The 11,194-nt window shown below is 69.6% G+C and carries 10 protein-coding genes; 5 read left to right on the forward strand and 5 right to left on the reverse strand.

The features are described 5' to 3' along the window. Window positions 1-141: 141 nt before the first annotated feature. The 5 genes from pcaG to ACT6XY_RS20805 form a co-directional block, all read right to left on the reverse strand. Window positions 142-747 carry a protocatechuate 3,4-dioxygenase subunit alpha gene (gene pcaG, locus ACT6XY_RS20785; protein ID WP_444750215.1) on the reverse strand — a complete coding sequence of 202 codons (606 nt, stop codon included), beginning with the start codon at window positions 745-747 and terminating at the stop codon, window positions 142-144. Next, complete coding sequence (gene pcaH, locus ACT6XY_RS20790; RefSeq protein WP_444750216.1) at window positions 737-1,447, reverse strand: protocatechuate 3,4-dioxygenase subunit beta; 711 nt, start codon at window positions 1,445-1,447, stop codon at window positions 737-739. The genes pcaG and pcaH overlap by 11 nt, the downstream gene beginning before the upstream one ends. Before the next feature lie 113 nt (window positions 1,448-1,560). Continuing rightward, window positions 1,561-2,766 (reverse strand): 3-oxoadipyl-CoA thiolase, encoded by a 1,206-nt coding sequence (pcaF, locus tag ACT6XY_RS20795; RefSeq protein ID WP_444750217.1) that lies wholly within the window; start codon window positions 2,764-2,766, stop codon window positions 1,561-1,563. 301 nt (window positions 2,767-3,067) lie between these two features. Next, window positions 3,068-3,835, reverse strand: a complete 768-nt coding sequence (locus ACT6XY_RS20800) for a CoA-transferase subunit beta (protein ID WP_444750218.1) — start codon at window positions 3,833-3,835, stop codon at window positions 3,068-3,070. Window positions 3,836-3,845: 10 nt separating this feature from the next. Beyond that, window positions 3,846-4,697 (reverse strand): CoA transferase subunit A, encoded by an 852-nt coding sequence (locus ACT6XY_RS20805; RefSeq protein WP_444750219.1) that lies wholly within the window; start codon window positions 4,695-4,697, stop codon window positions 3,846-3,848. Window positions 4,698-5,161: 464 nt separating this feature from the next. On the opposite strand from ACT6XY_RS20805, the gene ACT6XY_RS20810 reads away from it, so the two are divergent. From ACT6XY_RS20810 to mltA, 5 genes are all read left to right on the forward strand, one after another. After that, entirely contained in the window at window positions 5,162-6,763 is a 1,602-nt protein-coding gene (locus tag ACT6XY_RS20810; protein WP_444750220.1) for an ABC transporter substrate-binding protein, read from the forward strand. 60 nt (window positions 6,764-6,823) lie between these two features. Beyond that, window positions 6,824-7,765, forward strand: coding sequence for an ABC transporter permease (locus ACT6XY_RS20815; RefSeq protein WP_444750221.1), 942 nt, complete (start codon window positions 6,824-6,826; stop codon window positions 7,763-7,765). Then, the gene (locus tag ACT6XY_RS20820) at window positions 7,762-8,667 is read left to right on the forward strand and encodes an ABC transporter permease (protein ID WP_444750222.1); all 906 of its coding nucleotides are present in this window, start codon (window positions 7,762-7,764) and stop codon (window positions 8,665-8,667) included. Before ACT6XY_RS20815 ends, ACT6XY_RS20820 begins: the two co-directional genes overlap by 4 nt. A 205-nt stretch (window positions 8,668-8,872) precedes the next feature. Further along, the gene (locus tag ACT6XY_RS20825; protein WP_444750223.1) at window positions 8,873-9,592 is read left to right on the forward strand and encodes a Tim44/TimA family putative adaptor protein; all 720 of its coding nucleotides are present in this window, start codon (window positions 8,873-8,875) and stop codon (window positions 9,590-9,592) included. Window positions 9,593-9,618: 26 nt separating this feature from the next. Further along, complete coding sequence (gene mltA, locus ACT6XY_RS20830) at window positions 9,619-11,085, forward strand: murein transglycosylase A (RefSeq protein WP_444750224.1); 1,467 nt, start codon at window positions 9,619-9,621, stop codon at window positions 11,083-11,085. Window positions 11,086-11,194 lie beyond the last annotated feature (109 nt).

Genomic DNA, 11,194 nt, shown 5'->3' on the forward strand with positions numbered 1-11,194 from the left:
GGGGTAGGGCCCGTCAACGCGTCATGCCCGGGCTTGTCCCGGGCATCCACGCATTCTCTTCAAGCTGCGGTGTTCAAGTCGTGGATGTGCGGGACAAGCCCGGCCATGACGACGAGGGCTGTTTCCACCCTCTCCGAGGAATCACACGTCGAAGAACACCGTCTCCCCCTCGCCCTGCAGGCGGATGTCGAGGGTGAAGCTGTGGCCGTCCCGCTTCGCGATCAGCGTTCCGCGCCGCGCCTCCGGCACCAGCGCCAGGATCGCGTCCTCGGCGTTGGAGGCCTCGTCCTCGAAATAGACGCGGGTAAAGAGCTGTTTCAGCATGCCGCGTCCGAACACCGCGACGAGGATGTGCGGCGCCTGCTCCCGTCCGCCCGGTCCCGGCACGCGGCCGGGCTTGACGGTGGCGAAGCGGTAGGTGCCCTCCGCGTCGGTGTCGGACCGGCCGAAGCCCATGAAGCTGTTGCTCTGCCGCGCCCGGCCATCGTTCGGATGGGCGTAGCGTCCGTCCGCATCCGCCTGCCAGATCTCCAGCATGGCGTCTGGCACGGGATCTCCGGCGCCGTCGAAGACACGTCCGGTGAGGACGATCTTCTCGCCCGGCGTGCCCGGCGCCGCCACCTGGCCGTCGGCGGAGACGGGCACGTGCGCATAGGCTTTGCCCGGCGTCAGGCCGTAATGGAAGAAGGGCCCGACCGTCTGCGACGGCGATATGCCCTCGGGGCGCTGTTCGGCCTCAGTGCTCATGCGGTTCCTCCATGGGCGTCGCCTCGCGGCCGCGCAGCACGATGTCGAACTGGTAGCCCAGCGCCCATTCCGGCTTCGTCGTCTCGAGGTCGAAGCGGGCGATCAGCCGCTCGCGTGCCCTGTCGTCGGGAATGCCGTTGAAGATCGGGTCGAAGGGGAAGAGCGGGTCGCCGGGGAAATACATCTGGGTGACCAGCCGCGACAGGAAGCTCGGCCCGAAGACCGAGAAATGGATGTGTGCGGGCCGCCAGGCATTGTGGTGGTTGCGCCAGGGATAGGCGCCGGGCCGCACCGTGGTGAAGCTGTAGCGGCCGTCCTCAGCCGTGAGATAGCGGCCGGCGCCGGTGAAGTTCGGATCGAGCGGGGCGGGATGCTGGTCGCGCACATGGACGTAGCGGCCGGCTGAATTGGCCTGCCACAGCTCGACCAGGGCGTTCGGCACCGGGCGCCCGTCCTCGTCCAGCACCCGGCCGGAGACGATGATGCGCTCGCCGAGCGGTTCGCCGGCGTGCTGGGTGGTGAGGTCGGCGTCGCTGTCGCGCACCTTGCCGTGGCCGTAGACCGGTCCGGTCAGTTCGGTGAGCGTATGCGGCACCAGGATCAGCGGTTGCTGCGGGGCGCGCAGCACGGTGCTCGTATAGGCGGGATGCAGGCTCGGCGGATGGGCCGCCGTGGAGCTGCGGGGCAGAACCAGAGCCATCGACAGTGTTCCTCTCGGGTGGGGCGGGCCTGCTGCGCGCAGGTCTTCGTCGGGTCTTGGCCGCCGGGGGTCGGCGGTCGCGGCCCGGTCGCGCCGGGCCGCGCAGAGGTCGGTTACTGCACGCGCTCGACGGCGAGGGCGACGCCCTGGCCGACGCCGACGCACATGGTCGCGAGGCCGTAGCGCCCGCCGGTCTTCTCGAGCTGGTGGACGGCGGTGGCCGCGATGCGGGCGCCCGACATGCCGAGCGGATGTCCGAGCGCGATCGCGCCGCCGTTGGGGTTCACGTGGTCCGCGTCCTCGGGCACGCCGATGCCGCGCAGCACGGCGATGCCCTGGCTGGCGAAGGCCTCGTTGAGCTCGATGACGTCGAAGTCCGACACCTTGATGCCGAGCCGCTCCACCAGCTTCTTCACCGCCGGGATCGGGCCGATTCCCATGATCCGCGGCGGGACGCCGGCGGAGGCAGCGCCCAGGATGCGCGCCCGCGGGGTGAGACCGTACTTCTCGACTGCCGCGGCCGAGGCGATGATCATGGCGCAGGCGCCGTCGTTGACGCCCGAGGCGTTGCCGGCGGTGACCGTGCCCGGCTGGCGGACGAAGGCCTTCAGCTTGGCGAGGCCTTCCGCGGTGGTCTCCGGACGCGGATGCTCGTCCCTGTCGACGATGGTGGGGCCGGCCTTGCCGCCGGGGATCTCGACGGGGACGATCTCCTCGGCGAAATAGCCGGAGGCGATGGCGCGGCCGGCCTTCGCTTGAGACGCCAGCGCGAAGGCGTCCTGCGCCTCGCGCGACACCTGGAACTCCTCGGCGACGTTCTCGCCGGTCTCCGGCATCGAATCGACGCCGTACTGCGCCTTCATCAGCGGATTGATGAAGCGCCAGCCGATGGTGGTGTCGAAGATGTCGGCCGAGCGCGAGAAGGCCTCCGTCGCCTTGCCCATGACGAAGGGCGCGCGCGTCATGCTCTCGACGCCGCCGGCAATCGCGAGGTCGATGTCGCCGGCCTTCACGGCCCTGGCTGCGGCTCCCACCGCATCGAGACCCGAGGCGCAGAGCCGGTTGACGGTCATGGCTGGAACGCTGTCGGGCAGGCCGGCGAGGAGCGAGGCCATGCGGGCGACGTTGCGGTTGTCCTCGCCGGCCTGATTGGCGCAGCCGAAGATGATCTCGTCGATGGCGCCTGCGATCCCCGGATGGCGGGCGAGGAGCGCCCTCAGCGGCACCGCCGCGAGGTCGTCGGCGCGCACCTTGGCCAGCGCCCCGCCGTAGCGGCCGATCGGCGTGCGCACCGCGTCGCAGATGAAGACATCGGCCATGATCTCAATTCCCCGTTCCGGCGATTGGTTCGAATATAGTGCCTTCAGCAGGGCACCGCAGCCCGTGGGTCGCAGTGTGCGTGAAGGCCCCACCCATAACCCTCCCCGTGCGTAGCGCGGAGAGGGGACTTTGACCGACGGCCCTGTCAAGAACCCTCGTGCCTGGCGCTGCGGTCACAACGAGGCGCTCTCGTCGTGGTCCCCCTCTCCGCGCCAAGCGCGGGGAGGGTCAAGTGGGGCCATTCTTGCCCCTGCCTTCAAGCCGACGGGTTCTGCTCGCGGGCGCAGGTCTCCTCGTGGTTCAGGCCGCGTGGGCGGCCTTGGTGCGGGCGTGGAGGTCGCGCAGCACCGAGAGTTCGGTGGCGTCGGGCGCGCGCGTCTCGCGGACCTCGGCGGCGAACTTCACCGGCCAGCCACAATTGGCCTGGATCTGCTCGCGCGTCACGCCCGGATGGATCGAGGTCACCGTCAGCTCGCTCGTCTCCGCGTCAGGCTCGAAGATGCAGAGGTCGGTGATGAGCTGCGTCGGGCCGCGGGTCTTCACCCCCAGCGCCTCGCGCGAGCCCTTGCCCGTGCCGTGTCCGAGGGAGGTGATGAAGGGCAGCTTGTCCATGAAGGCGCGCTGGCCCATCGCCATGATGATGAAGATCTGCCCGCAATGGATGGCGATCTCCGGGGCGCCGCCGCCGCCGGGCAGGCGCACCTTCGGCGCGTCGTAGGGGCCGACCACGGTGGTGTTGAGGTTGGCGAAGCGGTCGATCTGCGCGCCGCCGAGGAAGCCCGTCGTGATGCGCCCGCCCTGCAGCCAGTAGCGGAACATCTCCGGCACGGACACGGTGGTCAGCGCGGTGTCGCAGAGTTCGCCGTCGCCGATGGATAGCGGCAGGACGGTCGGCCGGGTCGACAGCGTGCCGCTCTCGTAGATCAGCGTGATCTTCGGCGCATGGGTCAGGCGGGCGAGGTTGCAGGCGGCTGACGGCGCGCCGATGCCGACGAAGCAGACGTCCTCGTTGGTCAGGAGCCGCGCCGCGGCGATCGTCATGATCTCGTTGGGCTGGTAGTCGCTCATGACGCTCTCCCTACTCGGCCGCGACGGCGAAGTGGCGCGCATGGGCCGCGAAGGACTCGGGCCCCGAGGACAGCACGTTCTCCTCCATCCACTTGAGGAACACCGCCTTGTCGCGGGCGATCTTGTCCCAGGCGATGTAGAAGGCGTTGTCGCGCTTGTAGTAGCCCTGGGCATAGGAGGGATGGGCGCCGCCGGGCACCTTGACGATGGCGGTCACCGTCCAGGCCGGCAGGATCACCGCATTGGCGCTGCGCGGGCCGAAATCGTCGACGATCTCCTCGACGGTCACCACCGAGCGCTTTGCCGCCAGCACCGCCTCCTTCTGCACGCCGACGATGCCCTCGAGCATCACGTTGCCCTCGCGGTCGGCCTTCAGGGCGTGGATGATGGCGACGTCCGGCCTGACAGCCGGGACGGTCGCCAGAACCTCGCCCGTATAGGGGCAGGTGACGGAGCGGATATTGGAATTGACCTTCGGCAGGTCGACGCCCTTGTAGCCGCGGAAGACCGCGAAGGGCAGGTTCGCCGCGCCCGCCTCGAAGGCGTTGGCCATGGCGGCGTGCGAATGTTCCTCGATGGCGAGGCGCCCCGCCTCGATCTCCTCGCGCACCCGGTGCAGCGACCCGACGCCGGGATTGCCGGCCCAGGAGAAGACGAGCTTCCGCGCCTGGCCCATGCCGACGATCTGGTCGTAGATGATGTCGGGCGTCATGCGGATCAGCGTCAGGTCCTTCTGGCCCTGGCGGATCACCTCGTGCCCGGCGGCATAGGGGATGAGGTGGGTGAACCCCTCCATCGCCACGCTGTCGCCGTCCTTCAGGTTGGCGGCGATGGCATCGCGCAGGGGCATGAACTCGGCCATGGCCCGATCGTCTCCACCTCTGGTGTTTCCTCAGCGCCGACTCCTCAACCCTGACCGGCGGACTGTCAAGTGCGATATGCGGACGAGTGGGCGATAAACGAACATTAGCCCAGGTCTTTTGACCCGTGATGCCCTTTGCATCGCCTCAGCCCCCGTCCTGAGAACAAAATTGTCGCACCTCCGTCGCGCTCCGAAAAAAGTTTGCAAGGCCGGAACGCAGGCCAATCCTGCCGAAATGGTCGCCCTGGCAACAAAATGGGCAGCGGACGGGGCGGAATGCCCTGACGTACGCTGCGACGCACGGCAGCGTCCTAGGAAAAGCCCCTATGGCACGCCCCTTGCCAAGCGCTAGGCTGCCCTCGTCCGGGACCCGGGATCTCCAATCCGGGCCGCCCTCGGGCGGGCATGCGCCATCCCGTCCGCCTTCGCCTCGGGATCGGATTTTTGAGGGGAGTACCATCACGATGGACCGCAGAACATTCATCAAGACCGGCGCCGGGGCCGGCATCGTCGCGGCCTCGGGCGCCTTGTCCGCACCGGCCCTGTCACAGGGGGCGGCGGCGCGGACGCTGCGCTTCGTGCCGCAGGCGAACCTCGCCAATTTCGATCCGATCTGGGGCACGCAATACGTGGTCCGCAACGCCGCGGCCCTGGTCTGGGATACGCTCTACGGCGTCGATGCGACGCTGACGCCCCAGCGCCAGATGGCGGAATCGGAGGAAGTCTCCGCCGACGGCCTCACCTGGACCTTCAAGCTGCGCCCGGGCCTGAAGTTCCATGACGGCACCCCGGTGCTGGCCAAGGACTGCGTCGCCTCGCTGATCCGCTGGTCGGCCCGCGACCCCATGGGCCTGATGATCAAGGCGATCCAGGAGGAGCTCGTCGCCGTCGACGACCGCACCTTCCGCTGGAAGCTGACCAAGCCCTATCCGAAGATGCTGCTGGCGCTCGGCAAGAACAACTCGCCCTGCTCCTTCATCATGCCGGAGCGCATCGCCAAGACCGATCCGTTCCAGCAGATCAGCGAATATATCGGCTCCGGCCCGATGAAGTTCGTCCGCGGCGACTGGGTGCCCGGCGCCCGCGCCGTCTTCGAGAAGTTCGCCGACTACGTGCCGCGCTCGGAGGCGGCCTCCTGGCTCGCCGGCGGCAAGCGCATGCTGGTCGACCGCATCGAGTGGGTCATCATGCCCGACCCGGCCACGGCTTCCGCGGCGCTCCAGAACGGCGAGATCGACTGGTGGGAGAACCCGATCGCCGATCTCGTGCCGGTCCTCAGGCGCAACCGCAACATCCGCGTCGACATCGGCGATCCCCTCGGCAACATCGGCGCCTTCCGTCTCAACCACCTGCATCCGCCCTTCAATGACGTGCGCGCCCGCCGCGCCATCCTGATGGCGCTGGACCAGGAGGAGTTCATGCGGGCGATCGTCGGCTCCGACGACAGCCTGTGGAAGCCGCTGCCGGGCTATTTCACCCCCGGCACACCCCTCTACACCGAGGCCGGCGGCGAGATCCTGAAGGGCCGTCGCGACATCGAGGGCGCCAAGCGGCTCCTCGCCGAGAGCGGCTACAAGGGCGAGCCGGTGACCATGGTGGTCGCCCAGGACCAGCCGGTGACCAAGGCGCAGGGCGACGTCGCCAACGAGCTCCTGAAGCGCATCGGCATGAACGTCGACTTCGTCGCCACCGACTGGGGCACGACCGGCCAGCGCCGCGCGCTGAAGACCCCGCCGTCCCAGGGCGGCTGGAACATCTTCTTCTCGTGGCATGCCGGCGCCGATTGCACCAACCCGGCCGGCTACACCGCCATCCGGGCCAACGGCGACCGCGCCTGGTTCGGCTGGCCGGACGTTCCCGCCGTCGAGACCGAGGTCACCGCCTGGTTCGAGGCGAAGAACCTCGACGAGGAGAAGGCGGCCATCGCCCGGCTCAACAAGGCGGCGCTGGACAACGTCGTCTTCGTGCCGCCGGGCTTCTTCCTCACCTACACGGCCTGGCGGTCCAACGTGACAGGCATCACCAAGGGCCCGCTGCCCTTCTTCTGGAACGTCGCCAAGGGCTGACGACCTCCCATGTCCGGGGGGCGGTTGCCGCCCCCCGGCCTCTCATGAAAAGAACTGTTCATGTTCGTTTATGTTGTCCGCCGCATCCTTGCGACGATCCCGGTCATGGCCGTGGTGGCGCTGTTCGTCTTTTCGCTGCTCTACATCGCGCCGGGCGATCCTGCCGCCGTCATCGCGGGCGATCAGGCGACGCCGGCGGACGTGGAGAAGATCCGCCAGAGCCTCGGGCTCGACCGGCCCTTCCTGATCCGCTTCGGCGAGTGGGTCTGGCAGATCGCCCGCTTCGACCTCGGGACCTCCATCTTCACCGGCCTGCCGGTGACCCAGCTCATCGCCCAGCGCATCGAGCCGACCCTGTCGCTGATGATCGTGACCCTGATCCTCGCGGTCTCGGTGGCGGTTCCCATGGGCGTGCTGGCGGCCTGGAAGGCCGGCACCTTCATCGACCGCACCATCATGGCCTTCGCCGTCTTCGGCTTCTCCGTGCCGGTCTTCGTCGTCGGCTACATCCTCGCCTACATCTTCGCCCTCGAGCTCGACTGGCTCCCCGTCCAGGGCTACACGCCGATCGCCCGGGGGGTCTGGCCCTGGTTCCAGAACCTCATCCTGCCGGCCGTCGCGCTGGGCATGGTCTATGTGGCGCTGATCGCCCGCATCACCCGCGCCACCATGATGGAGGTCCTGCAGCAGGACTACATCCGCACGGCCCGCGCCAAGGGTATCGGCCAGCGCGGCGTCCTCTTCCTGCATGCCCTGAAGAACGCGGCCGTGCCGATCATCACCGTCATCGGCATCGGCGTGGCGCTGCTCATCGGCGGCGCCGTGGTCACCGAGAGCGTCTTCGCCATTCCCGGCCTCGGCCGCCTGACGGTGGATGCCATCCTCAGGCGCGACTACCCCGTGATCCAGGGCCTCGTGCTGCTGTTCTCCTTCGTCTACGTCCTGGTCAACCTCTGCGTTGACCTCGTCTACACGCTCGTCGATCCGAGGATCCGCTATTGACCGCGCATAGCCCCGACACGACCGCACCCCTCGGCGCCGACGGCGGCGCCGTCGACGGCGGCAAGCGCCGCGTGGGCCTCTGGCGCCTCATCCGCCGCTACCCGACCATCGCCATCGGCGGTTTCCTGGTGTCGGCCGTCATTCTCATGGCGATCTTCGCGCCCTTCCTCGGCACCACCGATCCGACGGCGATCTCGACCCGCCTGCGCACCCGCGAGCCCTCGGCGCAGTTCTGGTTCGGCACCGACATGCTCGGCCGCGACATCTATTCCCGCGTCCTCTACGGCGCCCGCGTCTCGCTGGTGGTCGGCTTCTCGGTGGCCATCCTCGCCTCCGTCCTCGGCCTGATGGTCGGCCTCATCGCCGGCTTCGTGCGCGCCGCCGACGCCGTCATCATGCGCGTCATGGACGGCATCATGTCGATCCCCTCGATCCTGCTCGCCGTGGCCCTGATGGCGCTGACCCGCGGCTCGGTCGGCAACGTCATCCTCGCCATCACCATCGCCGAGATCCCGCGCGTCTCGCGTCTCGTCCGCGGCGTGGTGCTGTCGCTCCGCGAGCAGCCCTATGTCGACGCGGCGGTGGCCGCCGGCACGCGCACGCCGATGATCATCCTCAAGCACATCCTGCCGAACACGCTCGCCCCCATCATCGTCCAGGCGACCTATATCTGCGCCTCCGCCATGATCACCGAGGCGATCCTGTCCTTCATCGGCGCCGGCACCCCGCCCATCATCCCGTCCTGGGGCAACATCATGGCCGAGGGCCGCGCCCTCTGGCAGGTCAAGTTCTACATCGTGCTGATCCCGGCCATCTTCCTCTCCATCACCGTCCTCGCGGTGAACCTCCTCGGCGACGGCCTGCGCGACGCCCTCGACCCCCGTCTCGCCAAGCAGTTCTGACGGGAGGGGGAACCGCGCTTCGGAAAACCGCGTTGCGCTTCCGTCAGCATCGGCGGGCCGCCCGGGCGACCCGTTGCGGCATGACCGCACGGCGGGGCTGGCAAACCGAAAAAAATGCCTTATTTGCGTCTCCGAAAGTGCTTACACTGAGCATTGGTTCGCGGCATCCGGGGATGCGGCGGGTGGGTCCCTCTCAACGGCGATCATGAGCAACGTGTTCGACATCTACACGATCATCTTCCTCGCCCTTGCGGTGTTCATCTTCTTCCGCCTGCGCAGCGTGCTCGGGACGAAGACAGGGCAGGAGCGTGACCCGTTCCAGCCGCGCGATACCAACCTGCCGCCCGCCGGCCGCCCTCCCGCCCCCGGCGGCGAGGTCATCCCCATGCCGGCGCGCAACGGCGCCCCGCCCGTCGCCATGCCGGCCGATCCCGCCGCGCCGCGCTGGGGCGACATGGCGCCCGTCGGCACCCCGCTGGCCCGCGGCTTCGACGCCATCGCGTCCCGTGATCCTTCTTTCGAGCCCGCCGGCTTCGTCGGCGGCGCCAAGGCCGCCTACGAGATGATCGTGCTCGGTTTTGCCGGCGGCGACCGCAAGATGCTGCGCGACCTCCTCGCCAAGGACGTCTTCGAGGGCTTCGAGGCCGCCATCCGCGACCGCGAGACCCGCGGCGAGCAGGTCGAGACCCGCTTCGTCGGCATCGAGAAGGCCGAAATCGTCGACGCCCAGGTGCGCGGCGATCAGGCGCAGGTGACGATGAAGTTCGTCTCCCAGCTGGTGACCGCCACGCGTGACCGCGCAGGCACCGTCATCGACGGGTCGCCCGATCGCGTCACCGACGTGACGGACGTGTGGACCTTCGCCCGCAACGTCACCGATCGCGATCCCAACTGGCGCCTGATCGCGACCGAAGCCGGCGGCTGAGCCGCCCGTCCTCCCCGGGGCAGACCATGAGGCATCGCCCGCTCTCCGCCATGGCCACCCCGGTTCTGGCCGCGGCGGCGCTCGCAGCTGCGATGTGCCTGCCGCTCGCCCCCGCCCGCGCCGGCTCCACCGATCTTCTGCTCCTCCTCCCGCCCGCCGCTCCCGTGGTGCCGGTCTCGCCCGTTCCCGAGGCGCCGGCACCCGAGGCCGCCCCGCCCGTCGCCGAGGCACCGGCCGTACCGCCCGCGCAGGGCCCGGCCCAGGACACGCCGGCGACCCCGCCGGTCGCCGAAGGCGCGCTCGAGACGCCAGCGCCCCACGCCTCCGGCTTTCCCTTCGTCTTCCCCGAGACCTGGAGCGAGGCTGCCCGCTTCGACACCCTTCCGGGCTGGGCCGAGGACCGTCAGGACCTGACGCTCGCCGCCTTCCGCCGCTCCTGCCGTCCGGTCCTCGCGGCCCGCAGCCCGCCGCGCTCGGCCCCCGACGTCTGGCGCGCGCTCCGCGACATCTGTCCGCGGGCGCTGGCTCTCCCGGTTCCCGTCGACGTCGCAGCAGCCCGCACGTTCTTCGAGACGGAGTTCCGTCCCGTCCGCATCGCCCGTTTCGGCGACAGGATCGAGGAGGACGGCTTCCTCACCGGTTATTACGAGCCGGAGGTGCTGGCCTCCCGCGAGAAGACCGAGGCCTTCTCCGCCCCGTTCCTGACCAAGCCCGACGACCTCTCTTCCGCCCGCGGCCGCGCCGCCGGATTCGACGCCCGCTCCGGCGCCGGCCGCTGGGTCGGAGGGCGGTTCCTGCCCTATTTCGACCGGTCGGAGATCGAGCAGGGCGCGCTCGACGGCCGCGGCCTCGAGATCGCCTGGGCCCGCGACCAGACCGACGTCATGTTCACCCAGATCCAGGGCTCGGCGCGCCTGCGCTTTCCCGACGGCGGCACGCTGCGCATCGGCTATGCCGCCCACAACGGCCATCGCTACGTTCCCGTCGGCCGCGTCATGATCGAGCGGGGCCTCGCCACCCGCGAGCAGATGTCGATGGACTTCATCCGCACCTGGATGGCCGAGAACCCCGAGGCCGCCCGCGACGTGCGCTGGCAGAACCGCTCCTACGTCTTTTTCCATGTGAAGGGAGACCTCTCCGCCGAGGAGGGGCCCGTCGGCGCCCAGGGCGTGCCGGTGACCGACTGGCGCACCATCGCGGTGGACCGCAACGTCCACGCCTACGGCACGCCCGTCTTCATCAGCGCCCTGCTGCCGACGGGGCCGGCGGAGACCGGCGAGCCCTTCCGCCGCCTCATGGTGATGCAGGACACCGGCTCGGCCATCGTCGGCCCGGCCCGCGGCGACCTCTATCTCGGCACCGGAACCGAAGCCGGATCCACCGCCGGGCGCATCCGCCACCGGGCGGACTGGTACGTGCTGCTGCCGAAGGCGCTGGCGCCCGAGGCGGCCGTGGTGCCCGTGCCCGAGCCGCGCCCGGGGACGGCGCCGTGAGCCGCCGCCCGCGCACCCTCTCGGCGGAAGACCGCCGGCTCTGGACCCATGTGGCGGCGGGCGTGAAGCCGCTCGACCCCGCCCGCGCCCTGGCGCTGCCGGAGGAGCC

The sequence above is a fragment of the Phreatobacter sp. genome, assembly GCF_052440005.1.
Classification (GTDB): domain Bacteria; phylum Pseudomonadota; class Alphaproteobacteria; order Rhizobiales; family Phreatobacteraceae; genus Phreatobacter.

What these genes read in the sequence shown, in the direction of transcription:
- ACT6XY_RS20815 (WP_444750221.1), top strand. Translation starts at nt 6,824, where the DNA reads ATGTTCGTTTATGTTGTCCGCCGCATCCTTGCGACGATCCCGGTCATG.
- pcaF (WP_444750217.1), bottom strand. Translation starts at nt 2,766, where the DNA reads ATGGCCGATGTCTTCATCTGCGACGCGGTGCGCACGCCGATCGGCCGC.
- ACT6XY_RS20805 (WP_444750219.1), bottom strand. Translation starts at nt 4,697, where the DNA reads ATGGCCGAGTTCATGCCCCTGCGCGATGCCATCGCCGCCAACCTGAAG.
- pcaG (WP_444750215.1), bottom strand. Translation starts at nt 747, where the DNA reads ATGAGCACTGAGGCCGAACAGCGCCCCGAGGGCATATCGCCGTCGCAG.
- ACT6XY_RS20810 (WP_444750220.1), top strand. Translation starts at nt 5,162, where the DNA reads ATGGACCGCAGAACATTCATCAAGACCGGCGCCGGGGCCGGCATCGTC.
- pcaH (WP_444750216.1), bottom strand. Translation starts at nt 1,447, where the DNA reads ATGGCTCTGGTTCTGCCCCGCAGCTCCACGGCGGCCCATCCGCCGAGC.
- mltA (WP_444750224.1), top strand. Translation starts at nt 9,619, where the DNA reads ATGAGGCATCGCCCGCTCTCCGCCATGGCCACCCCGGTTCTGGCCGCG.
- ACT6XY_RS20800 (WP_444750218.1), bottom strand. Translation starts at nt 3,835, where the DNA reads ATGAGCGACTACCAGCCCAACGAGATCATGACGATCGCCGCGGCGCGG.
- ACT6XY_RS20825 (WP_444750223.1), top strand. Translation starts at nt 8,873, where the DNA reads ATGAGCAACGTGTTCGACATCTACACGATCATCTTCCTCGCCCTTGCG.